Source organism: Pseudonocardia nigra (assembly GCF_019396355.1).
Classification (GTDB): Bacteria; Actinomycetota; Actinomycetes; order Mycobacteriales; family Pseudonocardiaceae; genus Pseudonocardia; species Pseudonocardia nigra.
This window is the reverse complement of record NZ_JAHKRK010000030.1, coordinates 22,225-44,695: the sequence shown is the minus strand read 5'-3', so window position 1 is coordinate 44,695 and position 22,471 is coordinate 22,225. Positions and strand designations below refer to the sequence as shown.

24 protein-coding genes are annotated in these 22,471 nt (G+C 71.3%); 15 read left to right on the top strand and 9 right to left on the bottom strand.

The window, feature by feature from the left end; all coding sequences use genetic code 11:
* Positions 1–121: 121 nt before the first annotated feature.
* Positions 122–1,186, bottom strand: coding sequence for an MBL fold metallo-hydrolase (locus KME75_RS10675; protein WP_219414437.1), 1,065 nt, complete (start codon positions 1,184–1,186; stop codon positions 122–124).
* A 50-nt stretch (positions 1,187–1,236) separates the two neighbouring features.
* On the bottom strand, positions 1,237–2,121 hold the full coding sequence (locus KME75_RS10670; protein WP_219414436.1) for a LysR family transcriptional regulator: 885 nt from the start codon (positions 2,119–2,121) through the stop codon (positions 1,237–1,239).
* 245 nt (positions 2,122–2,366) lie between these two features.
* Here KME75_RS10670 and KME75_RS10665 point away from each other — a divergent pair, with 245 nt between their 5' ends.
* The 4 genes from KME75_RS10665 to KME75_RS10650 are packed head-to-tail and all read left to right on the top strand — an operon-like array spanning position 2,367 to position 5,781.
* Positions 2,367–3,377, top strand: coding sequence for an ABC transporter substrate-binding protein (locus tag KME75_RS10665; RefSeq protein WP_219414435.1), 1,011 nt, complete (start codon positions 2,367–2,369; stop codon positions 3,375–3,377).
* Between the two features lie 4 nt (positions 3,378–3,381).
* Positions 3,382–4,194 carry an ABC transporter permease gene (locus KME75_RS10660; RefSeq protein ID WP_219414434.1) on the top strand — a complete coding sequence of 271 codons (813 nt, stop codon included), beginning with the start codon at positions 3,382–3,384 and terminating at the stop codon, positions 4,192–4,194.
* Positions 4,191–4,967 carry an ABC transporter permease gene (locus tag KME75_RS10655; RefSeq protein WP_219414433.1) on the top strand — a complete coding sequence of 259 codons (777 nt, stop codon included), beginning with the start codon at positions 4,191–4,193 and terminating at the stop codon, positions 4,965–4,967. Before KME75_RS10660 ends, KME75_RS10655 begins: the two co-directional genes overlap by 4 nt.
* Positions 4,968–4,977: 10 nt before the next feature.
* Positions 4,978–5,781, top strand: coding sequence for an ABC transporter ATP-binding protein (locus KME75_RS10650; protein ID WP_246631846.1), 804 nt, complete (start codon positions 4,978–4,980; stop codon positions 5,779–5,781).
* A gap of 74 nt (positions 5,782–5,855) precedes the next feature.
* Here the strand turns inward: KME75_RS10650 and KME75_RS10645 are convergent, their stop codons facing one another.
* The gene (locus KME75_RS10645; RefSeq protein WP_219414432.1) at positions 5,856–7,517 is read right to left on the bottom strand and encodes an amidohydrolase; all 1,662 of its coding nucleotides are present in this window, start codon (positions 7,515–7,517) and stop codon (positions 5,856–5,858) included.
* On the opposite strand from KME75_RS10645, the gene KME75_RS10640 reads away from it, so the two are divergent.
* The gene (locus tag KME75_RS10640) at positions 7,491–8,432 is read left to right on the top strand and encodes an IclR family transcriptional regulator (RefSeq protein WP_219414431.1); all 942 of its coding nucleotides are present in this window, start codon (positions 7,491–7,493) and stop codon (positions 8,430–8,432) included. The two genes, KME75_RS10645 and KME75_RS10640, sit on opposite strands and share 27 nt — an antisense overlap.
* Positions 8,433–8,513: 81 nt before the next feature.
* On the opposite strand, the gene KME75_RS10635 is transcribed toward KME75_RS10640, so the two are convergent.
* Positions 8,514–9,620, bottom strand: coding sequence for an MBL fold metallo-hydrolase (locus KME75_RS10635; RefSeq protein ID WP_219414430.1), 1,107 nt, complete (start codon positions 9,618–9,620; stop codon positions 8,514–8,516).
* An 84-nt stretch (positions 9,621–9,704) separates the two neighbouring features.
* Positions 9,705–10,079, bottom strand: a complete 375-nt coding sequence (locus KME75_RS10630; protein WP_219414429.1) for a hypothetical protein — start codon at positions 10,077–10,079, stop codon at positions 9,705–9,707.
* A gap of 121 nt (positions 10,080–10,200) precedes the next feature.
* Here KME75_RS10630 and KME75_RS10625 point away from each other — a divergent pair, with 121 nt between their 5' ends.
* A complete protein-coding gene (locus tag KME75_RS10625) occupies positions 10,201–10,740 on the top strand; it encodes an alpha-amylase family glycosyl hydrolase (RefSeq protein ID WP_443690180.1) in 540 nt (179 codons plus the stop codon).
* Between the two features lie 217 nt (positions 10,741–10,957).
* Here the strand turns inward: KME75_RS10625 and KME75_RS10620 are convergent, their stop codons facing one another.
* From KME75_RS10620 to KME75_RS10610, 3 genes are read right to left on the bottom strand one after another with little or no spacing between them, the layout of a single operon-like run.
* A complete protein-coding gene (locus KME75_RS10620) occupies positions 10,958–11,386 on the bottom strand; it encodes an MFS transporter (RefSeq protein WP_219414427.1) in 429 nt (142 codons plus the stop codon).
* Positions 11,383–12,279, bottom strand: a complete 897-nt coding sequence (locus tag KME75_RS10615) for an MFS transporter (RefSeq protein WP_219414426.1) — start codon at positions 12,277–12,279, stop codon at positions 11,383–11,385. The genes KME75_RS10620 and KME75_RS10615 overlap by 4 nt, the downstream gene beginning before the upstream one ends.
* 20 nt (positions 12,280–12,299) lie before the next feature.
* Positions 12,300–13,361, bottom strand: coding sequence for an MBL fold metallo-hydrolase (locus tag KME75_RS10610; RefSeq protein WP_219414425.1), 1,062 nt, complete (start codon positions 13,359–13,361; stop codon positions 12,300–12,302).
* Between the two features lie 195 nt (positions 13,362–13,556).
* Here KME75_RS10610 and KME75_RS10605 point away from each other — a divergent pair, with 195 nt between their 5' ends.
* On the top strand, positions 13,557–14,474 hold the full coding sequence (locus KME75_RS10605; protein WP_219414424.1) for a LysR family transcriptional regulator: 918 nt from the start codon (positions 13,557–13,559) through the stop codon (positions 14,472–14,474).
* A gap of 11 nt (positions 14,475–14,485) precedes the next feature.
* On the opposite strand, the gene KME75_RS10600 is transcribed toward KME75_RS10605, so the two are convergent.
* Positions 14,486–15,241 carry an IclR family transcriptional regulator gene (locus KME75_RS10600; RefSeq protein ID WP_219414423.1) on the bottom strand — a complete coding sequence of 252 codons (756 nt, stop codon included), beginning with the start codon at positions 15,239–15,241 and terminating at the stop codon, positions 14,486–14,488.
* A 49-nt stretch (positions 15,242–15,290) separates the two neighbouring features.
* On the opposite strand from KME75_RS10600, the gene KME75_RS10595 reads away from it, so the two are divergent.
* From KME75_RS10595 to KME75_RS10560, 8 genes are all read left to right on the top strand, one after another.
* Complete coding sequence (locus KME75_RS10595) at positions 15,291–16,601, top strand: MFS transporter (protein ID WP_219414422.1); 1,311 nt, start codon at positions 15,291–15,293, stop codon at positions 16,599–16,601.
* Positions 16,598–17,713, top strand: a complete 1,116-nt coding sequence (locus KME75_RS10590; RefSeq protein WP_219414421.1) for a cupin domain-containing protein — start codon at positions 16,598–16,600, stop codon at positions 17,711–17,713. The genes KME75_RS10595 and KME75_RS10590 overlap by 4 nt, the downstream gene beginning before the upstream one ends.
* The gene (locus KME75_RS10585) at positions 17,710–18,201 is read left to right on the top strand and encodes a fumarylacetoacetate hydrolase family protein (protein ID WP_219414420.1); all 492 of its coding nucleotides are present in this window, start codon (positions 17,710–17,712) and stop codon (positions 18,199–18,201) included. Before KME75_RS10590 ends, KME75_RS10585 begins: the two co-directional genes overlap by 4 nt.
* Positions 18,179–18,316, top strand: a complete 138-nt coding sequence (locus tag KME75_RS10580; protein WP_219414419.1) for a hypothetical protein — start codon at positions 18,179–18,181, stop codon at positions 18,314–18,316. Before KME75_RS10585 ends, KME75_RS10580 begins: the two co-directional genes overlap by 23 nt.
* 11 nt (positions 18,317–18,327) lie before the next feature.
* Positions 18,328–19,566 (top strand): FAD-dependent monooxygenase, encoded by a 1,239-nt coding sequence (locus KME75_RS10575; RefSeq protein ID WP_219414418.1) that lies wholly within the window; start codon positions 18,328–18,330, stop codon positions 19,564–19,566.
* A 175-nt stretch (positions 19,567–19,741) separates the two neighbouring features.
* The gene (locus KME75_RS10570; protein ID WP_219414417.1) at positions 19,742–20,104 is read left to right on the top strand and encodes a YciI family protein; all 363 of its coding nucleotides are present in this window, start codon (positions 19,742–19,744) and stop codon (positions 20,102–20,104) included.
* 9 nt (positions 20,105–20,113) lie between these two features.
* Complete coding sequence (locus KME75_RS10565) at positions 20,114–21,352, top strand: RNA polymerase sigma factor (protein WP_308282685.1); 1,239 nt, start codon at positions 20,114–20,116, stop codon at positions 21,350–21,352.
* 215 nt (positions 21,353–21,567) lie between these two features.
* Positions 21,568–22,392, top strand: coding sequence for an AfsR/SARP family transcriptional regulator (locus tag KME75_RS10560; protein ID WP_219414416.1), 825 nt, complete (start codon positions 21,568–21,570; stop codon positions 22,390–22,392).
* Positions 22,393–22,471 lie beyond the last annotated feature (79 nt).

Below are 22,471 nucleotides of genomic sequence, written 5' to 3'. Positions count from 1 at the left end.
ACGCTCCCGTCACGACGGCTTCCCACCGGAACCCGGGTGGTTCGTGCCGGAGACCACGGCGACCTCCAGGAGGTCCCGGCCGATGACGACCGTGCCGGAGAAGCCCTGCTGCGTTGCGGCGCTATGTCGCGTCCGAAATCGCGTCCACGTCGGCCGGCACCAGATGGTTCAACACCAGTGTTCGCGCGCCCGCCGCTTCGGCGATCGCGCCGACATCAGCGACGTCGGTGTGCGAGTCCCGCAGGTGTGCCAGCTGCTTCGGGGGGATCTGCTGGTCGGTGAAGTAGTCGATGTCGATCACTTCGTGGACGAGGACGTCGGCGTCGCGGGCGAGCCGGACGAGGTTGTCCGAACGCGCGGTGTCTCCGCTGAACACCACGGCGCCGTCCGCGGTGTCGAAGCGGAACGCGAACGACGGGTACACCGGGGGGTGGTCCACCAGGATCGCGCTCACGCGCACCCGGTCGTCCTCGAAGACGACCCACGGTTCCACCGGCGGAGCGTACGGCCCGTGGGGTCCCGCGCCGACCGCCGGAACCGTGATGTCGTGTGCGCGGAAGACCGTTCGGATGTCCGGCCGCTCGGTGTCCCGCATCCGCTCGTTGACGTCATAGGCCGTGGCCGCGACGCACGACGCGAAGTAGTCGACCGTGCCCGGTGTCGGGTTCTCCGGGTTCACGGTCGCCACCTGGCCGCCGCCGGACTTCTCCGGCAGACCGGTTGCCCGACCCGGGCCGAACACCTCGATGGGGGTGGCCACCTCACCACCACGGCGGGGTTTCCAGTTGAGCCACACCAGGTTGTAGAGGTCGGCGATGTGGTCGGAGTGCAGGTGGCTGACAAGGACGGCGCGAATGCTGTCGTAGGGCAGGCCGGCCTTGAACACCTGGTTGGCTGCGGCCTGGCCCACGTCGACGACATAGGCCTGCCCGTCCACCACGAGTGCGGAGGCGATGCCGCTGCGGCCGTTGTCGGGGAAGGGACCCCCCGCGGTTCCGAGCAGGACGACCTTGGTGCGTGCGTCGCTGCTGGCAGGCTCCGCCGCTGTGCTGACCTGCGGTAGCAGGGGAGCGGCGGTCACGGCGGCGCCCAGCGACAGGGAGCCGTGGATCAGTGAACGTCGGGTCAGGCTCATCGATGGGCCCTCCAGATTCTGCGCGGGGAAGCCGTTCGATTGGAGCGCCATGTCCGTGTCCGCGACAAAGACCGGATGTCGAGCCTGCCGATAGAAGCCCTCTATATGTCCGTTTGGGGAGTCAGCATGTCGAGGAAGATCCGGGCGGCGGGGGAGAGCACTCCAGGGCGGCGGACGAGATGGATCTCGCGCTTCAGCGCCGGATCCACCGACACCAGCACGGCACCCTCGAGCGCGGCGACCCGGGCCAGTGGGCGGGGTAGCACGGCGCAGCCCGCGCCGGCCACCACCAAGTGCAGCGCGGACTCGCGGTGGCCGACCTCCACGGCCACCGACAGCTCGACGCCCCGGCGTTCGGCTTCCTTGGTGAGCAGGTCGCGGACCAGGGTGCCCGTGAAGCCGGTGACCAGGTCCAGCGTGAGCAGCTCATCGATGCTCATCGTCCCGGTCTTCGGCTCCGGTGTTCCCGGCGGCAATGTGACCACCAGTTCCTGGTTGCCGATGTAGTCGCTCTGGAGCTCCACGAACGGCCGGCTCATCGTGTCGGCGACCCCGAGCTCGGCGGCGCCACTGCGTACCGCCTCGCGCACGTCGTCCCCGAGCTCGGACTGCATCAGGCGCACCTGTACCTGCGGGTGGGCGCGCCGGAACCGGCCGATGACCTCGGCGAGGGGATCGAGGGCCAGGGTCGGGAGGCTGACGAGGTCGAGCCTGCCCGCGGTGAGACCGACGACCTCCTGCACGCAGGCGCGGCCGACCTCCATCTCCCGCAACGCGCGGCGGGCCGAGTCGACGAGTGCCTCGCCCGCGGCGGTGACGCGCACCCCGCGCGGCAGGCGGTGGAACAGCTCGGCACCGAGCTCGCGCTCGAGCACCTTGATGGAGTGCGACAGCGACGGCTGCGCGACCAGCAGCGCGCTGGCCGCGGCGCTGAACCCGCCGTGGTCCACCACGGCCAGGAAGTACTCGAGGTGACGTCGTTCCACGGCGCACTCCTACGGCAGCGTGCCCGCACGGTCAACACTCCTGCCATAGGCGGCATCTATCCGGACGCGTGAAAAAGGGTCTGGCAGCGACCGCTTCGAGCGCGCTGAGGGCCTTCCCGTGACGCGCCGCACATGCTTTACTGCCCGTAATTTGGCAACCGGAGTTGCAGTGTAGGTAACACAATCGGTCTCCGCGCATCCGCGTTCCCGTGTCGGGGCCGGGCATCCAGGACCTGAGGAGAAGCATGCGACCAGGCACGAAGCTGGTGACGCTCGCGGCGGCGATCACCACCACCGCCGCGCTGGCGGCCTGCGGACCGACCAATGCCGAGCTGAGCAGTGTGGGCCAGGAGGAGGGCGGCAGGCAGGCGATCACCGTCGGTGCGCTGCCCATCGCCTCCAGCGCCGCCCTGCACCTCGGCATCGACAAGGGCTACTTCGCCGAGGAAGGGCTCGACGTCACGGTGCAGTCGATCCCGAACCCCGCAGGCGCCATGGCGGCGTTGCAGGGCGGACAGGCGCACTTCGCCTACACGCCGTCGATGCCGATGCTGACCGCGCTGTCGCAGGGCATCGACCTCAAGGTGGTCGCGGCCGCGGACGGCTACCCGGAGGGCGCCTACGAGCAGTGGGAGGCGAGCGGGCGCACGACCCAGCCCGACGACACCGCCGTGCTGGTGGGTGAGCAGAGCCCGATCTCCTCGCCGCGCGACCTGGAGGGCAAGATCGTCGCAGTGCCGGCCAGGAAGGCCCAGCTCGAGGTGACCATCGCGTCCTCGGTCAAGCAGGCAGGCGGTGATCCGGCCAAGGTCAAGTGGATCGCCCTCAGCTTCCAGGACATGATCCCGGCGCTGGAGAGCGGGCGGGTCGACGCCATCGGCGAGGTGACCCCGTTCGTCGAGCAGGCGAAGTCGAAGGGCGCGCGGGTGCTCGACTACCCGGGCATCAGCACCTTCCGCGAAGGTGCCGTCGGGCTGTGGGTGGCGACGGGCTCCTTCGTGGAGTCCAACCCCGACGTGGTGCAACGGTTCCGCCGGGCGATGCACAAGGCCAATTCCTACGCCAACGAGCACATCGACGAGGCGCAGGTCAAGGCGGCGGAGGTCACCAGGATTCCGCTCGAGATCCTCGAGGCGGGCGAGCCGCCGTACTGGCCGGACGCCGTCGAGCCGGCTGAGATCGACCGCGCCGCGCAGGTGATGGTGGATCTCGGGTACCTGACGGCGAAGCCCGCGACCGACGCGCTGGTGGTGTGAGGTCATGGCTGTCACCACGGGTCGCCGCACGGACCCGGCGGCGTCACGGCGAAGCTTCTCGGCAGGAGCCGCGGCCATCGCCGTCGTGCTCTGCCTGGTCGTGTGGGAGGTACTCGCCCGCGGTCCGCTGGCGGGCGGCCCGTTCCCCACGGTCGGGCAGATCGCCGGGGCGCTGATCGAGCTGGTAGGCCTGCCCGCCTTCTGGGCGTCGCTGGGCGAGACCGTCGCCACGGCGTTGATCGGGCTCGGCGCCGCCGTCGTCGTGGGTGTCGTGCTGGGCAACCTGCTCGGAGCAGTGGACTTCGCCTACCGGAGCACCCGGCTGATCATCGAGGTGCTCAAGCCCATCCCCCCGATCGTGGTCATGCCGCTCGTGCTGCTGTTGCTGGGCCCGAGCCCCGAGATGGGCGTGTTCCTGGTGTTCTTCGGTTGCGTCTGGCCGGTCCTCATCCAGACCGTCGCCGGGGTGCGCGACGTCGATCCGGTGCTGGTGGACACCGCCCGGTCCTTCGGATTCAGCCGGATGCAACGGGCCGTGCGGCTCGTGCTGCCGAGCGCAGGCGCCTTCATCGTGACCGGCGTGCGGATCGCGGGCTCGGCCGCATTCGTGATCGCCGTCGTCGCCCAGCTCGTCGGTGGCGCGCCCGGCATCGGGCACGACCTGTTCGTCGCGCAGAGCGCCGGGCTCTACCCGCAGATGTACGCGCTCGTGTTCGTGATGGGCATGGTCGGACTCGCGTTCAACCACGCCCTGCGCGCCTTCGAGAAATGGGTCCTGCACTGGCACCCGTCGGTGCGGAAGGAGGTGCTCCGGTGAACCGACGCATCCGTTCGCTCGCGACCGAGCTGTGGCTGCCGGTGCTCGTGGTGGTGCTCTGGTGGTGGGCCTCGGCCCGGGCCGACCTCGTCTTCTACCCGCCGCTCTCCGACATCCTGCAACGGTTCCAGGAGATGTGGCTGTTCGACCGCTTCCTCTCCGACGTCGTACCGAGCCTGCGCAACCTCGCGGTCGGCTACGTGGTCTCCGCACTGGCCGGGGTGGGCCTCGGCGTCATCGTGGCCAGACTGCGGCTGGTCCGCGCGGCGATCGAGCCGATCGTGCACTTCCTCCGCTCGATCCCGCCGGTGGCGCTCGTGCCGCTCGCGATCCTGGTGCTCGGCTTCGGCCCGGAGATGAAGATGACGATCATCGCGTTCAGCGCGGTGTTCGCCACCCTCATCGCCACCCTCGACGGGGTGCGCGCGGCCGACCCGCTGCTCGACGAGGTCACACAGGTGTACCGGATCTCCGGGCGCGACAAGCTGTTCCGGGTGATCCTGCCCGCGGCGGCGCCGCAGATCCTCAGCGGACTCCAGGTGAGCCTGCAGATCGCGTTCGTCGTGATGATCACCAGCGAGATGCTGGCCTCCACCGAGGGCATCGGCTACATGACGATCCTCGCCCAGCAGACCTTCGCGATCACCGACATGTGGTCGGGCATGCTCCTGCTCGGCGTGCTCGGTTACTTGCTCAACCTTCTCTTCACCGTGGCCGAGCGTCGTGTCCTGCATTGGCACATCGGCATGCGTACCCAGGCCACCAGCCGATAAGGGGCAACTCATGATGACTGAAGTCGCGACCGAACAGAACATCCCGCAGCGGGAGCAGAGGCTCGTCGTCGACGGGCTGCGAAAGGTCTACGGAACCGGGCAGAACGCCAAGACCGTGCTGGACGACCTGAGTTTCGACGTCGGCGTCGGGGAGTTCGTGTCCATCGTCGGCCCCTCCGGAGCGGGCAAGACCACACTGCTGAAGTGCCTTTCCGGCCTCATGCCGCCCACCGCGGGCACCGCCTACCTCGACGGCGAGCCGATCGAGGGGCCGCCTGCGAAGCTCGCCCTGGTGTTCCAGGAGTACACCCGCTCACTGATGCCGTGGCTGACCGTCGAGAAGAACGTCACGCTGCCGCTGACCGGCAAACTGTCCAAGAAGGACATGAAGGAGCGGGCAGCCGAGGCGCTCGACGCCGTCGCCCTCGCCGACGTGCCCCGGCGCTACCCGTGGCAGCTCTCCGGCGGTATGCAGCAGCGCGTCGCGATCGCCAGGGCCCTGGCCTACCAGCCCGAGGTGCTCGTGATGGACGAGCCGTTCGCGTCGGTGGACGCGCAGACCCGCTTCGAGCTGGAGGACCTGGCGCTCCGCGTGCGCGACCGCTTCGGCATCACGGTCGTGCTCGTCACCCACGACATCGACGAGGCCGTGTATCTCGCCGACCGCGTGGTCGTGCTGGGCGGCGCTCCCTGCGGCGTGCGCGAGATCATCGACGTCGATCTGCCCACGCCGCGCGACCAGGTGCGGACGAAGGCCGAGCCGCGCTTCACCGAACTGCGCAGCAAGGTGTTCGAGCTGATCCGCGCTCGCTGAGCCGAGCCGGAGGCGATCCGGAACGCGAAGAGGGTGGGCGGTCGCGACCGCCCACCCTCTTCGCGTTGTCCCGATCAGGCCTCGTGGACCATCGTGCCGCCCACCACGGTCAGCACCGGGGTGACCGAATGCAGCTCGTGGTCGTCGACCGCGAGGATGTCCTCGGCCAGCACGGTGAGATCGGCGAGCTTGCCAGGGGAGATGGTGCCCTTCTCGTGCTCCCTGCCCTCCTGGTACGCCGGGCCGGCGGTCCACGCCCGCAGCGCCTGCTCCCGGGTGATCCGCTCCTCCGGGCCGCTGACGGTGCCCGACCCCCGGGTCTCCCGGAGCACGAGGGTCTCGACGGCTTGGCGCCAGTCGGGGAAGGTGACCGGGGCGTCCGAACTGTCGGCCACCACGACGCCGTTGTCGAGCAGGGTGCGGATGGGCATGTTGCGGTGCCAGGTGTGCTCGTCCACCAGGCCGCGCAGCCCGTCCGAGGCCTGCCACTTGATCAGGGCGTTGGTGTTGGCCACGAGGCCGTGCTCGGCCATGAGGCGGATCGCGCGCTCGCTCGGCAGGTTCGCGTGGATCAGGACATGGCGTGCGTCCGGCCACGGGTCGGCGTCCATCGCGGCGTGGAAGGCGTCCACCACGGCGTCACACGCACGGTCGCCGGTGGCGTGCACCTGCACCTGGAAACGGCTGCGGTGCAGCAGTGTGATGGCGGCGTTCAAGGTCTCCAGGCGTGCGCTGTCGGTCTTTCCCTCGGTCACCAGCGAGCCGCAGCAGCCGTCGTCGTAGGGCTGCGACATCCACGCCGAGCGCAGGACCGGGATGCCGTCGGCGAAGAGCTTGCAACCGCCGATCCGCAGCCAGTCGTCGCCGAGACCCGACGACGATCCGACGTAGCGCATCGCCTCCTCGAGGACTCTCGTCGTCGTGGTGACCGACGGCCACGTCCAGTTGAGCAAGGTGGTGATCCGCGCGGTGAGCGCCTGGCTGCGCCGCAGGGCGACGTAGTCGCGCAGCATCGTGGGCGTGACGATCGGGTCGGTCACGCTCGTCACGCCGAGCACGTTGAGCTGCCGGATCCCGGCGAGCGTGGCGGCGCGACGCTCGCCGGCCGAGGGTTCCGCGACGTGGTCGGCCACCAGTGCGACCGCCGACTCGTGCAGTTCGCCGGTCGGTTCGCCTGTCGCCGGCTCACGCACGATGTGGCCGCCCTCGGGGTCCGGCGTCGCGGACGTGACACCTGCCGCGCGCAGGGCCCGTGAGTTGGCCAGCGCCGCATGCGCGGAGAAGTGGGTGAGCAGCACCGGATGGTCCGGGGTGATGTCGTCGAGGTCCGTCCGGTTCACCGCGACGCCTCGTGCAGCGACGTCGGCCAGCGCACCGGCAGTCCACCCCCAGCCGCGGATCCAGGTTCCGGCCGGGGTGGCGGCGGTTCGTTCGGCGACCAGTCGCCGGATGTCGGCCATGCTCGACACCGCCCGGTCGCTGACGTCGAGGCTGAAGGGCGGCCGCGACAGCCCGAAGAACTGCAGGTGCAGATGGGAGTCGTTGATGCCGGGCAGGACCGAGCCACCCGCGAGGTCGACTCGCCGCGTGCCCGGGCCGGCGAGCGCGAGGACGTCGCGCTCCGACCCGACCGCCACGATCCGCCCGTCGTGGACGGCTACCGCGGAAGCGACGGAGGAGGTCTTGTCGAGGGTGACCACTCGCCCGGAGTGCAGGATGAGATCAACGGGAGGCATGGAGCTCCGTTACGTAGATGGAAACCGTCGTTTTGTATAAGGTTACGGTTGACGGCACTTGGGGACAAGAAAGGACGGGACGTGGCGAGAACCGACCGCAGCGCAGTGGCCAAAGCCCTGGATCTGCTGACCGCACTGGCCGATGCGGACGGTCCGATGCGACTGTCCGAGCTCGCCGAGCGGGTCGATCTGCACCGGGCCACGGCCTATCGTTCGCTTGCCGAATTGACCGCGCGCAACTTCGTCGCCCGGGACGAGAACGACCGCTACATCCTCGGCTGGGCGCTGCTGCGGATGGCACAGGGCCCAGCCGCGCGCCACGCGCTCGGCGATGTCGCCCGGCCGGTGCTGAGCAGGCTCGCCGCCGACGTCGACCGCATAGCCGGGATCGAGGTTCTCGAACGGGAAGGTTGCCGCGTGATCGAGACCGTACGGTCGGAGCGCTACCAGCGTTTCCTCGGCTTCGGCGGCGAGGTGTTCGAGCCGTGGCGGTCGGCGAGCGGTCTGGTCCTGCTCGCCTTCGGGGGAGCCGAGCAGCGCGAGGGCGCTCTCGAGCGCGCCGCCGAGGCCGGTCTCGACGCGCGCGAGCTCGCCGCACGCCTCGACCGGACCGCAGCGACCGGCTTCGCCTACTCCGCGGGTGGTCTCGACCCGTTGATCGCCGACGTGGCCGTTCCGGTGCTCGAGGCGCGCGGACGGTGCCGCGCCGCCATCTCGGTCACCGGCTTCGTCCAGGATCTCAGCGAGGCCACGGTGGAGGAAGTCTCCGAAGCGGCACGTGCGGCTGCCCGTGAACTGCAGGACGTGCTCAACAACGGCAACCAGGCGGGTCAGCCGCGGGCCGGGCTCGGAGCGGGAGCGGAGGCCGGCGACGGACGTGGTGCGTACGAGCTGACGGCACGGCCAGGCGCCTGAAAGAGCGCGTTCGGCGCGTCTACTCGCCGCGAGGGGTGCACCGGTCCCGCCCCGGCCAGCAGGAGGTACCACTCGCGGTGATCACGGCCGGGCGTATGCCTCGTCTGCAGCGGACAGGTGGGGAAGCTGTCCGGGGGAGCGGGTGCCGAAGGGGATCACGTCCAGATCGTCGGGGACGTGGAAGGTGCCGTTGAACCGGCTGCCGGCGGAGAGCCAGACGGCGCGCGGCGTCGTGCCGGGCACGAGATGGTGCAGCGCCAGCGCCTTCGCCCCGGCGGCGTTCGCGATCTCCACCGCCTGGGCGGGGCTGGTGTGGGATTTCGTGTGGTGGTCGATCGACGCCTGTGCGGTCGGGCCGCCTCCGGCGTAGGTGCGGTGCACCCAGTCGAAGTCGATGGCCTCGTGCAGCAGCAGGTCGGTGCCGGTGGCCAACCGTACGAGGTTGTCGCAGGGAGCGGTGTCACCGGAGATCGTGACCGAGCCGTGCGGGGTATCGAACCGGAAGGCGAACGCCGGTGCGATCGGCGGGTGCTGCACGAGCGTGGCGGTGACGGTGACGAGCTCGTCGGAGTAGACCTCGAACGGTTCCATGCCCGCCGGTGTCGGGTTGTCGTTCGGATGGTATCCGGTGGCCGCCGGAATCCGGATGTCCTCGGGCAGGAAGTAGTCGAACGGGCTGGGGCGCAACGCATCGAGGATCCGGTCGTTGAGATCGGCGGCGTGGGCGGCCATGAAGTGCCTGAACATGCCGGTGATGCCCGGCGTCGGGTCATCGGGAAAAACCGGCTTCGGAACGGCAATGGCCCGAGGGGCAACCGGGGGCAGTGCGCCCCGGTCACCAGGACCGATGATCTCGATCTGATGCTGGTGTTCGGTGAACGTGAAGATGCCGAACACGGCCAGGCTCGCCAAGTCGACCGTGTGGTCGGAGTGCAGGTGCGTGATGAAGATGCCGCGCAACGAGCTGATGGGCAGCCCGGCGAGGTTCAGCTGGCGCCCGACCCCGTGTCCGGCGTCGACGAGGTAGATGCGGTCGTCGATGACGACGGCGGTTGCGATGCCGGAACGCTTGCCCGCATCTGCACCCGACCACCATCGCGGACCACCGGCCGTGCCCAACGTGACGACTCGCGGCCCGAGTTCGCCGTTGTTCGTCCTGGCCAGGGGAGCGGAGGTGCTTCCAGTCACGACGCGATTGGACCGCACCTTGCGCGACCAACACCAATACCAAATTTCACGTCTCCTGATAAACGGCTTCTATGGCTGGGTCCATCACTCGCCAGCTGACGCTGCAGACTCACTTGCGAGAAGCTCGAGCCAGGGGCTCAATTGCATCGAACGGCGCTGCCGGAGCCGGAGCATTGTGTCCACGGTCGCGCGCAGCGCCGTGACCCGGGCGACGTGATCGATGTCTATCGCGCCGACACCTTCTGGAGCTCCGATCACCGCGGCGATGTGCGGTGGGAGAGTGCCGAGCAGTCCGGCAACGGGGCCGGAGCGCGACTCGAGCGCACGGGCCGAGACGCGGACGGAGCCCAGTCGGTCGCCGAGGTCGACGACGGTGTCGGCGTCGAGGACGACGCCCCATCCGGTGTCGCCGATCGTCTCGAGGGCGCGCTCGAGGGTGTCGACGTCGGTGCTGGGCACGACCGAGAGGAGCGGCCGCAATCTGTACCGGCCGGCGAGTTCGGCGAGGGATTTGAACAGCGCGGCCTGGTCAGCGCCGTCGCCCGATGTCGGATGATGATCTGCGGGCCCTCGCGGACCGCTGCTGCGCCGGGCGCGCGCGGCGACGCTGCTCTTGCTCGCCCTGCCCGGTTCCACGTACCTCTACCAGGGCGAGGAGCTCGGCCTGCACGAGGTTGCCGACATCCCGGCCGCCGAGCGGCAGGACCCGGCGTTCTTCCGCAACCCGGGCGTGGACATGGGCCGCGACGGCTGCCGGGTACCGCTGCCGTGGAGCCGGGAGGGCTCGTCGTTCGGCTTCGGCGCGGGGGCGCCGCACCTGCCGCAGCCCGCGTGGTTCGCGGAGTGCTCCGTCGAGGTGCAGGACGACGACCCCGCCTCGGTGCTCTCGCTCTACCGCCGTGCCCTGGCGCTGCGGCACGAGCTGCAGAGCAACGCGGAACTGGAATGGCTGGAAACGGGGCACCCTCACGTGCTCGCGTTCCGCAGGCCGAACGGGTGGATGAGCGTGACCAACTTCGGCGAGGAGCCGGTGGACCTGCCCCCGGGCGAGGTGCTGCTCACGAGTGCCCCCCTCGCCGACGGGCACCTCGTTCGGGGGTCGACCGCCTGGCTGCGCTGAATCTCCCCGCCCCGCCGACAGCTCGAGCGAAGGACCAGGCATCCGTGCACGGTCGGCCGGTGAGCGACGGTGAGTAGGCACGTGTCGGTATGGCGGCGGGCACGACGTCGGCGGCGCCGACGCGGTCGTCGAGCAGCAGCGGCTCGGGCAGCCTTGCGCGCGGCGGGGTCGATGCGGGTGGCGCTGTCGACCACCAGCCGCGCGCGTCGCTCGCGGTTCAGGCGATCCCGGCGAGGTCGCGGCGACGACCCTCCCGGGTGACGACGACCGCCAGGAGGCACAGGGCGAGGGCTGCGATCCACACCCCGCCGAGCAGGGCGATGCTTCCGCCCGCGGCCACGACGAGCGCTGCCGCGATGGCCGGGCTGAACCCGGCGCCCAGCGTCGCGGCGCCCTGGAAGCACAGGGAGGCACCGGTGAACCGCACGGAGGTCGGGAACAGCTCGGCCATGAAGGCCGCCAGCGGCCCGAGGATGACCCCTTGGATCCCCTGGGCCACCATCACCGCAATGGTGAAACCGACGACCGTGCCGCCCTGGACGAGCAGGAGCATCGGGTAGGCGAAGAGCATGGCGCCGGCGATGCCGGCGATGAGGATGGGCTTGCGCCCGAACCGGTCGCACAGCCGGGCGCTGATGATCGTCATGACGAACATGACCACGGCCGCCAGCGCCTGGAGTTGAGCACGCCGGTCTTGTCGGCCCCGTTCACCACCGCGAAGTTGACGGCCCAGACGGTGGCGATGCCGGCGATGGTGAACTGGCTGATGCCGGTCAGCACTCCGAGAACGAGGTTCTTCGGGTACTTGCTGAACACGGTGACGATCGGGGTGCGGCGCTGCTCGGCCTCGGCCTCGAACCTCTGGAAGAGCGGACTCTCGGCAATCTTCAGCCGAATGATCAGGCCGAGGGCCACCAGCAGGATGCTCAGCAGGAACGGCAGGCGCCAACCCCAGCTGAAGAACTGCTCGTCGGGCAGGAGCGTGGTGAGTGAGACGGCCACCGTGGCGAGGATCGCACCCGCCGGCGCGCCCAGGTTGGCGAAGCTGGCGGCGAAGCCGCGCCTCCCGCCGGGAGCGTGCTTGATGGCGATCAGCATGGCGCCGCCCCACTCCCCACCGACCGCGATTCCCTGGAGAACCCGCAGGACGATCAGCAGGACCGGGGCGATGGCACCGATCTGCGCGGTGGACGGCAGCAGGCCCATGGCCGTCGTCGCGGCACCCATCATCAGCATGGAGGCCACCAGGACGCCCTTGCGGCCGATCCGGTCGCCGAAATGGCCGAAGATCGCCGCGCCGAGCGGGCGGGCCACGTACCCGGCGGCGAGGGTGCCCAACGAGGCGAAGCTCGCGAGGGCGGGGCTGAGGGAGTTGAAGAAGACCTCGCCGAAGACCACGGCCGCGGCGGTCGCGTAGAGCAGGAAGTCGTAGTACTCGATGGCGCTGCCCATGAAGCTGGACGCCAGGATGCGCCGCATGTGCCGGCTGTTGAGGCTGTTCTCGGGCGGCTCGGGGGAGCTCTCGGTCGTGCTCGTCATCCTCGTTGATGCGCTCACCATCAGACCTTTCTCGTGACGACGGTGTCGGGGACCGGGCGATGGGCGAAGGAGATGACCTCGAGGTCGTCGGGTACGAAGACGGGTCCGGCGAACGTCTCCTCCGCGCCCCGCCACACCGACGGGTCGGCGTTGCCGGGGACGAGGTGGTGCAGTGCCAGTGCGCGTGCCCCGGCCCGGGTGGCGATCTCTCCGGCCTGCGCCGGGGCGGTGTGCGACTTGCGGTGGTGGTCCAGGCTCGCGGCGGCGGTCTGCGGGTCCTCGTCCGCGTAGGCCCGCTCGGCCCAGCTGAAGTCGATCGCCTCGTGGAGGAGCAGATCGGTGCCGCGGGCCAGGCGCACGAGGTTGTCGCACGGCGCCGTGTCGCCGGAGATGGTCACCGATCCTGTGGGGGTGTCGAAGCGGTAGGCGAACGCGGGGGCGACCGGCGGATGCTCGACGAGGGTCGCGGTCACCGTCACCTGGTCGTCGCGGAAGACCTCGAAGGGCGCCATGCCCGCCGGGGTGGGATTGTCGTTGGGGTGGTAACCGGAAGCGGCAGGGACGTCGATGTCCTCCGGTAGGAAGAACCGGTAGGGCGAGGGCCGCAGGGAATCGAGCATCCGGTCGACGAGGTCCGTCGAGTAGGCCTGCATGAGCGCCGCGAACATCTCCGTGGTGCCGCGCGTGGGGTTCTCGGCGAAGAGGACCTCCGGGTGGTTCGCCGCCCGACCGGACACCGGCGGGAGCACCCCGCGGTTGCCCGGGCCGAGGAGCCTGATCGGTGGGCGGTCGGGGTCCTTGATGTTCATGAACCCGAAGACGCTCAGTGCCGCCAGGTCGATGGTGTGGTCGGAGTGCAGGTGGGTGAGGAAGACCCCGCGCAGCGACGGGATCGAGAGGCCGGCCCGCGAGAGCTGGGCAGCCGCACCCTGGCCGCAGTCCACGAGGTACGTCGCGCCGCCCACCACCACTGCTGTGGCGATGCCCGCGCGCTGCACCCCGTGCTCGTGACGCCACCACCGCGGCCCTCCGGCGGTGCCGAGGGTCACGATGTACGGCTCGAACGATTCGATCTGGTCCACGCGGTGCTCCCGCCGTCGGGCCTCATGGTCGCTCCTTCGCAGGCCGGCCAGGCTGCGGCCGAGCTGAGGCCGGCGCCCCGGCAGTTCGGGGGAGCCGGCCCCCGAGTGCTGCTGGAGGAGATGCCCACCACTATGAGCGCCGTCGCTGCGACCCGAAAATCACAAGTATCTGGAGAACTTCTTTAGAATCACTGAATGCATGACTTCACGCTGCGCCAGCTGGAGTACTTCGTCGCCGTCGTCGAGGAGGGCTCGGTCACTGCGGCCGCGCGACGGCTGCACGTCTCGCCGGGCGGCGTGTCGCTGGCCATCAGCGAGCTCGAGTCGTCGCTGAAGGTCCAGCTCACGCTGCGACGGCGAGCCAAGGGCGTCACGGTCACACCCGCCGGACGCTGGGCGGTCGAGCAGGCCCGGGCAGTACTGGAGAAGTCCGCCGAACTCCAGGAGATCGCCCGCGTCGTCCGCGGCGAGCTCGTAGGTCCGCTGCGGATCGGGTGCTTCACCACCCTGTCGCCGTGGCTCCTGCCGCGGATCATCGCCCACTTCACCCAGCAGTACCCCGGGGTGACGGTCGAGCTGTCGGAGGGACCTTCCGACGGCCTGCAACGCCGGCTGCACGACGGCGAGCTCGACGTCGTCCTCATGTACTCCAACCACCTCGCCCCCGGCGTGGACATCGAGGAGATCGTCCCGGTCCGGCTGCAGCTCGTCCTGCCTCCCACGCACCGGCTGGCAGGCCTGGACGAGGTGCCCCTGCGCGAGGTCCAGGACGAGCCGGCGATCCTCCTCGCCCTCCAGCCGGCGCAGGGGCTCGTCGAGAACATCCTTCGCGCCGCGGGCTTCGAAGCGAAGGTTCGCTGGCGCAGCACGAACGTCGAGACGATCCGCTCCATGGTGGCGCGCGGCCTCGGCTACACGATCATCATGGGCCGCCCCCACGGCGACCGGACCTATGACGGCCTTCCCCTGGCCTACAAACGGATCGCGGACGAGGTACCCCGGAACGCTGTCGTGGTCGCCTACCCCACCGGTACGACCCCGACGGCGAAGGTCCGCACCCTCATCGACTTCTGCCGCCACGAGTTCGCCGAGGAAGGGCAGCCCGTGCAGTAGAGCCCGTGGGATCAGGCCCGAGTGGCGGACGCTGCGAGCGCCTGTTCGATCCACGACACGGTCGTGGCGAGGTTCTGCGTCCACTCGGGGAGCCGGTCGCGGCGGAAGCGGGCGGTGGGCATGGCGATCGAGACGCCCGCGACCACCGTGCTGTCGGCACCTCGTACGGCGCGGCCGATCGCGGTCACGCCGGTCTCCGTCGCCTGGTCGTTGATCGCGAACCCTTGGCGCCGGACGCGGCGCAGCTCCCGTAGGAGCGCCGGCAGGTCCGCAACCGGCGAGTCGACCGCGGAGTACAGCTCGGCGAGCTCCTCGTCGGAGCGGGTCGCCAGCACCGCGCGGCCACCGGAGGCGAGGTGGGCCGGGAGCATGCGGCCCTCGCGGTCGCCGACGCGCAGCACCTGGCTGCATTCGACGGTGGCGACGAAGCGCACCTGGTCGCCGACGACGACCTGGAGGTTCGCGGTCTCGTCGGTCCGTTCGACGAGCGCCTGCAGGTGGGGCAGGGCCAGCCGGCGCATGTCGGCGACCGGCTCGACGGGCGCCTGCTTGCGCAGGACGAGGCCTGCGACGTAGCGGCGGTCCGCGTCCTGCTCGGCGAAGTCGCGGTAGACGAGCATCGCGAGCAGCCGGTGCGCGGTCGACCGGGCGACCCCCAGCCGTTCCGCCGCGTCCGTGACGCGCAGCGGCCCCTCCTGCTGCAGGACGGTGGCGAGACGGAGCGCGTGGTCGACGGAGTCGATCCCGTACGCAGGCGTGTTCTTCATAGCAGAATTCTAGCTCCCGCAGAGCAGAACGGCCGTAGCGTTCCCGGTCATGACAGGGATCGCGACGACGTCGTCGGGTCACCGGGCCGCCATCACGGTCACGGTGCTGTGCTGGGTGCTCGTCGTCTTCGACGGCTACGACCTGATCGTCTACGGGACGGTGCTGCCCGCCCTGCTCGCCGAGCCGGGCTGGGGGCTGACGCCCGCGACGGCCGGGTTGCTCGGCAGCCTCGCCTTCGCCGGGATGCTGGTGGGGGCCTTGCTCGCGGGCTTCCTCTGTGACCGGCTGGGCCGGCGCTGGACGATCCTGGCCTGCACGGTGTGGTTCTCGGTGTTCACCGCGCTGTGTGCAGTCGCCACCGGGCCCGAGATGTTCGGTGCTTTCCGGCTCCTCGCCGGCATCGGGCTGGGTGGCCTGGTTCCCTCGGCGAACGCGCTCGGTGCCGAGTTCGTCGCGCCGCGGCGCCGTTCGCTCGTGGCGACGCTGATGATGTCCGGGGTGCCGATCGGCGGTTCGCTGGCCGCGTTGATCGGGATCGTGGTCCTGCCCGGGCACGGCTGGCGTCCGATGTTCGCGATCGCGCTGCTCGCCGTCGTCGTCGTGTTGCCGATCTGCGTGTTCCGGCTGCCCGAGTCGCCCGCCTGGCTGCGCTCCCACGGCCGCTCGACGGAGGCCGAACGCGTCGAGCAGCGGTTCGGGCTGGTGCCGGAGGAGGGCGGCGTCGTCGAGCGGGTCGGCGTCTCCGCGCTCGTCCGAGCCCCGTTCCTGCGGCCGACCGTGCTGTTCGCGCTCGCCACGCTGGCCACGCTGTTCGCCTGGTACGGCCTGGGCACCTGGTTGCCGCAGCTGATGCGCACGGCCGGATTCGACCTCGGTCCGGCGCTGGCGTTCCTGCTCGCCCTGAACCTCGGCGCCGTCCTCGGGTCCCTGGTGAGTGCGTGGGGAGGGGTCCGGTTCGGGCCGGTCCCGACCGGCGTGGTCGCCTGCCTGGCAGCCGCGGGCGGACTTCTGCTGCTGCTCACCGGACCCGGCAGCGCCGTCTCCTACCTGGCGCTGGTGTTCGCGGGCGTCGGGACACACGGCACGCAGTGCCTCATCATCGCCGCGGTCGCCAGCCACTACCCGGCCGCGCTGCGCGGCTCCGCCCTGGGGAGCGCGCTCGGCGTCGGCCGGATCGGCGCCGTGGCCGCACCGCAGGTCGGCGGGTTGCTGCTCGCCGCCGGGTTCGGGGTCGACGCCAACTTCCTCGTCTTCGCCATTGCCGCCGCCCTCGCCGGCTTGGTCCTGCTGTTCGCCCCGCGGGCGGTTGCGGCGGCCCGGCCGGCCCGTACCGAAGAAGAAGGAGTGACCATCCGATGACCTCCACCCTCTCCCCGGTCTCGCTGACGGCCATCGACGCCCCGGGGCAGCCGACGCCGTCGCCGGAGCTCGAGGAGCTCTACCGCGGGTTCGAGCAGGAGCTGCTCGTGCCGCTGTGGACCGAGATCGGTGACCTGATGCCCAGCAGCCCTCGTCCTGGCGCGCAGGCGCACGCCTGGCGGTGGCAGAACCTGCTGCGGCTCGCGGAGCGGTCGGGCGACCTGGTGCCGGTCGGCCGCGGCGGTGAGCGGCGGGCGATCGCACTGGCCAACCCCGGCCTGGGTGGGGCGCCGTTCGCCACGCCGACGCTGTGGGCGGCGATCCAGTACCTCAACCCGGGCGAGGACGCTCCCGTGCACCGCCACACCCAGCACGCGTTCCGGTTCGTGGTGGAGGGCGAGGGCGTCTGGACGGTCGTCGACGGCGACCCGGTGGCGATGCGGCGCGGGGACTTCCTGCTGACGTCGGGGTGGCGGTTCCACGGGCACCACAACCAGAGCGACGCGCCGATGGCGTGGCTGGACGGGCTGGACATCCCGTTCTCCCACTACCTGGGGACGACGTTCTTCGAGTTCGGTCCGGACGCCGTGGCCGACCGGTCGACGCCTCCGCGGTCGCGCGCCGAGCGGCTGTGGGCGCATCCGGGGCTGCGGCCCGTGTCGCAGCCCGGACCGGCCGACAGCTCGCCGATCGCCGCCTACCGATGGGAGCACACCGACGCCGCGCTGGCCGACCAGCTCGCGCTGGAGGACGCCGGGCACGCGGGTGTCGTCGAGCCCGGCCACGCGGCGGTGCGGTTCACCAACCCGACGACGGGCGGCGACGTGATGCCGACCATCCGGGCCGAGATGCACCGGCTGCGCGCCGACACCCGGACCGCGACCCGCCGCGAGGTCGGGTCCGCCGTCTGGCAGGTGTTCGACGGGGCCGGCCGGGTTCGCGTCGGCGACCGCGAGTGGCCGGTCGAGCGCGGTGACCTGGTCGTCGTCCCGTCCTGGCAGCCGTTGACCGTCACCGCCGAGACCGAGTTGGACCTGTTCCGGTTCAGCGACACCCCGATCGTCGAGCGCCTGCACGCGGACCGCGTCCAGGTGGAAGGAGCACCCGCATGAGACTGGCCACCCTGCGTACGACCGACGGCACCCGCGCGGCCCGGATCGAGGACGGCACGGCCGTCGAGCTGGACGCCCCGGACGTCGGGGCGCTGCTGGCCGATCGGCGGTGGCGCGAGCGGGTCGCCGCGGACGGGCCCCGGCACGACCTCGCCGGGGTCGAGCGGGCCCCGGTGGTCCCGCGCCCCGGGAAGATCTTCTGCGTCGGGCTGAACTACGGCACCCACATCCTGGAGATGGGCCGGAAACTGCCGCAGTTCCCGACGCTGTTCGCGAAGTTTCCCGAGGCGCTGGTCGGGCCGGCCGACCCGATCGCCCTCGACCCGGCATCCGTGGCCGTGCGTGCACGCCGTCGACCTGGCCGCCGGGCTCACGTTCGCCGACTTGCCGGAACCGTTCTGCGCGGCGCTGCTCGACGACGTCGCGCGCCGGCGCGGGGCCCGCCCGGGCCCGGCGCTGCTCCTCGTGACCCCGGACGGGGTCCGTGAGGTGGCGGGAGAGGGCACCCAGCGGCGCGTCGAGCTCCCGCTCGCCGACGCCACCGAGTGGATGACGGGCCGCGCCGACCGTCCCGACCTGCCGGCGTTGCCCCGATGGTTGTGAAGGAGACAGCGATGACTACGAAGATCGACACCGATGTCGTCGTCGTGGGCGGCGGGATCGGCGGACTGGGCAGCGCGCTGGCCCTGACCCGGGCCGGCGTCCGCGTGCGCGTGCTGGAACAGGCCACGGAGTTCGGCGAGGTCGGCGCGGGCCTGCAGATGGCCCCCAACGCCACCCGCATCCTGCGCAGCTGGGGGCTGCTGGAGCGCGTCGTGGCTCGCGGTGTCGTGCCGCAGCGGCTGGCCATGCGCGACGCCGTGGACGGCCAGGAGCTGACCCACCTCGACCTGGCCGACGTCGAGCGCCGCTACGGCGCCCCGTACGTGGTGATCCACCGCAGCGACCTGCACGCGATCCTGTTGGAGGCGTGCCGGGAGGCCGGCGTCGAGCTGGTGACCGACGCCGCCGTCACCGGCGTCGAGCTCGGACCCGACCGCGCGGTGGCCCTCGGCGACGGGCGGCACGACGGCGGGCGGATCGTCCTCGCCGCCGACGGGCTCGGGTCCCGGCTGCGGCGGCGGCTCAGCGCCGACGAGCCGGTCAGCTCCGCCTACGTCGCCTACCGGGGGGCGGTCCCGCTCGAGGACCTGCCCGACACCGGCGGGCTCGCCCTGCACGAGGTCGTGGTGTACGTGGGGCCGCACTGCCACCTCGTGCAGTACCCGTTGCGCCGCGGCGAGATGTTCAACCAGGTGGCCGTGTTCCGGTCGCCGCGGGCGCTCGCGGGGGAGGAGGACTGGGGGACGCCGGACGAGCTCGACACCGCCTTCGCGGACACGTGCGAGGCCGTCCGCTCCGCCCTGCCGAACCTGTGGCGCGACCGTTGGTGGCGGATGTACGACCGGGAGCCGATCGACGGCTGGGTGGACGGCAGGCTCGCCCTCACCGGCGACGCCGCCCACCCGATGCTGCAGTACCTCGCGCAGGGCGCGTGCCAGGCGCTCGAGGACGCCGACTGCCTCGCCGCGCAGGTCGGCAAGCAGGCCGGCGCCGAGCAGCTGGACCGCAACACCCTCGACCGGGACACCCTCGACCGGGACACCCTCGACTGCGACACCATCGACTGGGACACGGCGCTGCGCGACTACGCCGACGTCCGGACGGCGCGTACCGCCCGGGTCCAGCGCACTGCGCGGGCCTGGGGCGACCTGTGGCACTGCGATGGGCTGTTCCGGTCCGTGCGCAACGCGATGCTCCGCGACCGGGAGCCCACGGACTACCGGTACGTCGACTGGCTCTACGGCGTCTGACCGCCGCGCGGCAGGTTCCTCGGCGGCGTCCGGGCCTTCGTCGCGACGTCGTGGAACACCTTTTGGTCGAGTCCGCTGTCCGCCGTCGAACCTGTCCATATCGAGGGTTCGGCAATCGTTGAGATGGTGGAAGCGGGCGACGAGGCCTGCCCGAGCCGAAGGGAACGCAGCTGCGATGACGTACTACATGCTCCGGCCTGCAGCGAGCGACGGGGCCGCGCGCCCGCCGATGACCGGGCAGGAGATCGAGGAGACCACGCAGGCGGTTCTCGCGCTCGAGGCCGAGATCAAGTCGGCCGGGGCGTGGGTGTTCGGCGGGCGGCTCCACGACCCCTCGACCGCCACGGTGGTGCGGGCGACCGGGGACGACGTGATGACCACCGACGGCCCCTTCGCCGAGACCAAGGACCACCTCGGAGGCTTCTACGTCCTCCAGGCCGACGACCTGGACGGGGCGCTCGCCTGGGCGTCGAAGGTGTCGGCCCTCATCCGGACGTCCATCGAGGTGCGGCCCTTCGTGGCCGAGATGACCTCCTGACCGACTGCCATCGCCGTGACGAGCGACAGTGCCGCGATCGGCCGGATCTTCCGCGAGGAGTCCGGCCGGTCGTTGGCTGCCCTGATCGGGATCTTCGGTGACGTCGACCTGGCCGAGGACGCGGTCCAGGAGGCGTTCACCGTCGCCGTGCGCCGGTGGCCCGAGGACGGGACCCCACCGAACCCGGGTGCGTGGATCACGACCACGGCGCGCAACCGGGCCGTGGACCGGCTCCGCCGCGACGCACGCGGCTCGGAACTGATCGAAGCGGCGGCCCGGACCACATCGCCGGGGTGGGACGGTGACCCTGCGACGGCGGCGGCGGAAGGCGAGCCCGTGCCGGACGACCGCCTGCGCCTGATCTTCACCTGCTGCCACCCGTCGTTGGCCCCGCAGTCCCAGGTCGCGCTCACCCTCCGCCTGCTCTGTGGCCTGTCGACGGCCGAGGTGGCCCGCGCCTTCCTCACGGTCGAGCCCACGATGGCCAAGCGCCTGGTGCGGATCAAACACAAGATCAAGGCAGCCAACATCCCCTACCGGGTCCCGGACGAGCCCGAGCTTCCCGACCGGCTGCGGACGGTGCTCACCGCGATCTACCTGATGTACACGACCGGTCAGGGCAGGCCGCGCCCGGAGACCGACCTGTGCGCGGAGTCGATCCGGCTCGGGCGGATGCTGCGCCGGCTCATGCCCGACGAGCCCGAGGTCGCCGGCCTGCTGGCCCTGATGCTCCTGACCGAGTCCCGCCGCGGGACCCGGACCGACGAGCTCGGCGCGCTCGTGCTCCTGCGGGACCAGAATCGCGCCGGCTGGGACCGCGCCCTGATCGGGGAAGGTCACGGTCTCGTCCGCTGGTGCCTGCGCCGCAACGAGCCGGGACCCTTCCAGCTGCAGGCCGCGATCGCCGCGGTGCACGCCGACGCCAATTCCTTCGCCGACACCGACTGGCCCCAGATCCTCGCCCTCTACGACCAGCTCCTGGCGGTGGCACCGACCCCGGTCGTGGCGCTCAACCGGGCCGTGGCACTGGGCGAGGTCCGGGGACCGGCGGCCGGGCTCCGCGAGATCGACGCGCTCGCGCTGGCCGACTACCACCCGTTCCACGCCGCGCGCGCGGAGTTCCTGCTCCGTCTGGGCCACCGCGACGAGGCCGCCGGCGCTTTCCGGCGCGCCGGCGAGCTCGCCCCTCCCGGAGCCGAGCGGGACTTCCTGCGCGACCAGGCCGAGCGGGCGCGCACGTCGCGATGAGCCCATCACCCGCCCGGTAGGAGAGCATCCGGACCTGATCGGCACCCGCTCGGATCGATGGAGTCGACGGCCGCTCGCGCGGCGTGGCGCAACTCGAGGTATCAGCAGCAGCCGGGGTCACTCCTCCCCAGCGACCACTCGACCCCTTGGGCCGCCGATCGGGCGCCCGTGGACGCGAGTCGACGGCGGGCAGGGTCGGCGATCCGGGAGGCGGCATGGGACAGCGAAACGATTCGGTCGTCGTCGATCTCGAGGCGTCCCGCCGCCGCCGGACCCGCAACCGTGGCCCGGATCCGGCGCTCGCGCTGACGTTGCTCGGCGGTTTCGCGCTCGAGGTGGCGGACGAGGTCGTCGACGTGCCCGCCGGAGCGCAGCGGCTCGTCGCGCTGCTGGCCCTGCGCGGCCGGACCAGCCGCAGCCGGCTCGCGGGCACGCTGTGGCCGGAGACCACGGAGCACCGTGCGCTCGCGAGCCTGCGGACCGCGATATGGCGGGTCAACCAGGTGGCGGACCGCCTCGTCGCGTGCACCAGCGGCACCGTCGATCTCGGTGCAGGAGTCGACGTGGACGTCCGACGGCTCGTCCGGGGAGCGCTCGTCATGCTTCGCGAACGGCCGACGGGTGCGGTGGAGGATGCCCAGGACCTGCTCGAGGACGGCGACGAGCTGCTGCCGGACTGGGAGGACGAGTGGCTGCTCGCCGAGCGGGAGCGACTGCGCCAGATGCGCCTGCACGTCCTGGAGACGATCGCCGCGCGGCTGTCGGTGAGCGGGCACCACGGGCTCGCACTGGAGGCCGCGCTCGCGGCCCTCCGGGTCGACCCGCTGAGGGAGAGCGCCCACCGGGCCGTGATCCGGATACACCTCGCAGAGGGAAACGTCGCCGAGGCCCGGCGCGCCTTCGACCAGTGCTGCCGGGTGCTCGTCCGGGATGTCGGGGTGGAGCCGTCGGCGGCGACGAGCGGACTGCTGCCGCGGGCGCCCCGGTCGCCGGGCCAGGTGCATTCCGCCGTGCGCGTGGGCGATGTGCCGGTCGGTTGAGGTGCGGCCGGTGGTCGGGTGTATCAGCGGCCCGCCCGCCGCCTCCTCCTCGCAGCCGGCCACCCGGCCGGCAGAGGAA

Bases quoted from the DNA above. Each gene is read 5' to 3' on its own strand.
- KME75_RS10590 (WP_219414421.1), top strand. From the start codon at position 16,598: ATGACCTCCACCCTCTCCCCGGTCTCGCTGACGGCCATCGACGCCCCG.
- KME75_RS10675 (WP_219414437.1), bottom strand. From the start codon at position 1,186: ATGGCGCTCCAATCGAACGGCTTCCCCGCGCAGAATCTGGAGGGCCCA.
- KME75_RS10645 (WP_219414432.1), bottom strand. From the start codon at position 7,517: ATGCCTCCCGTTGATCTCATCCTGCACTCCGGGCGAGTGGTCACCCTC.
- KME75_RS10595 (WP_219414422.1), top strand. From the start codon at position 15,291: ATGACAGGGATCGCGACGACGTCGTCGGGTCACCGGGCCGCCATCACG.
- KME75_RS10585 (WP_219414420.1), top strand. From the start codon at position 17,710: ATGAGACTGGCCACCCTGCGTACGACCGACGGCACCCGCGCGGCCCGG.
- KME75_RS10650 (WP_246631846.1), top strand. From the start codon at position 4,978: ATGATGACTGAAGTCGCGACCGAACAGAACATCCCGCAGCGGGAGCAG.
- KME75_RS10560 (WP_219414416.1), top strand. From the start codon at position 21,568: ATGGGACAGCGAAACGATTCGGTCGTCGTCGATCTCGAGGCGTCCCGC.
- KME75_RS10665 (WP_219414435.1), top strand. From the start codon at position 2,367: ATGCGACCAGGCACGAAGCTGGTGACGCTCGCGGCGGCGATCACCACC.
- KME75_RS10605 (WP_219414424.1), top strand. From the start codon at position 13,557: ATGCATGACTTCACGCTGCGCCAGCTGGAGTACTTCGTCGCCGTCGTC.
- KME75_RS10660 (WP_219414434.1), top strand. From the start codon at position 3,382: ATGGCTGTCACCACGGGTCGCCGCACGGACCCGGCGGCGTCACGGCGA.
- KME75_RS10575 (WP_219414418.1), top strand. From the start codon at position 18,328: ATGACTACGAAGATCGACACCGATGTCGTCGTCGTGGGCGGCGGGATC.
- KME75_RS10620 (WP_219414427.1), bottom strand. From the start codon at position 11,386: ATGACGATCATCAGCGCCCGGCTGTGCGACCGGTTCGGGCGCAAGCCC.
- KME75_RS10615 (WP_219414426.1), bottom strand. From the start codon at position 12,279: ATGACGAGCACGACCGAGAGCTCCCCCGAGCCGCCCGAGAACAGCCTC.
- KME75_RS10600 (WP_219414423.1), bottom strand. From the start codon at position 15,241: ATGAAGAACACGCCTGCGTACGGGATCGACTCCGTCGACCACGCGCTC.
- KME75_RS10570 (WP_219414417.1), top strand. From the start codon at position 19,742: ATGACGTACTACATGCTCCGGCCTGCAGCGAGCGACGGGGCCGCGCGC.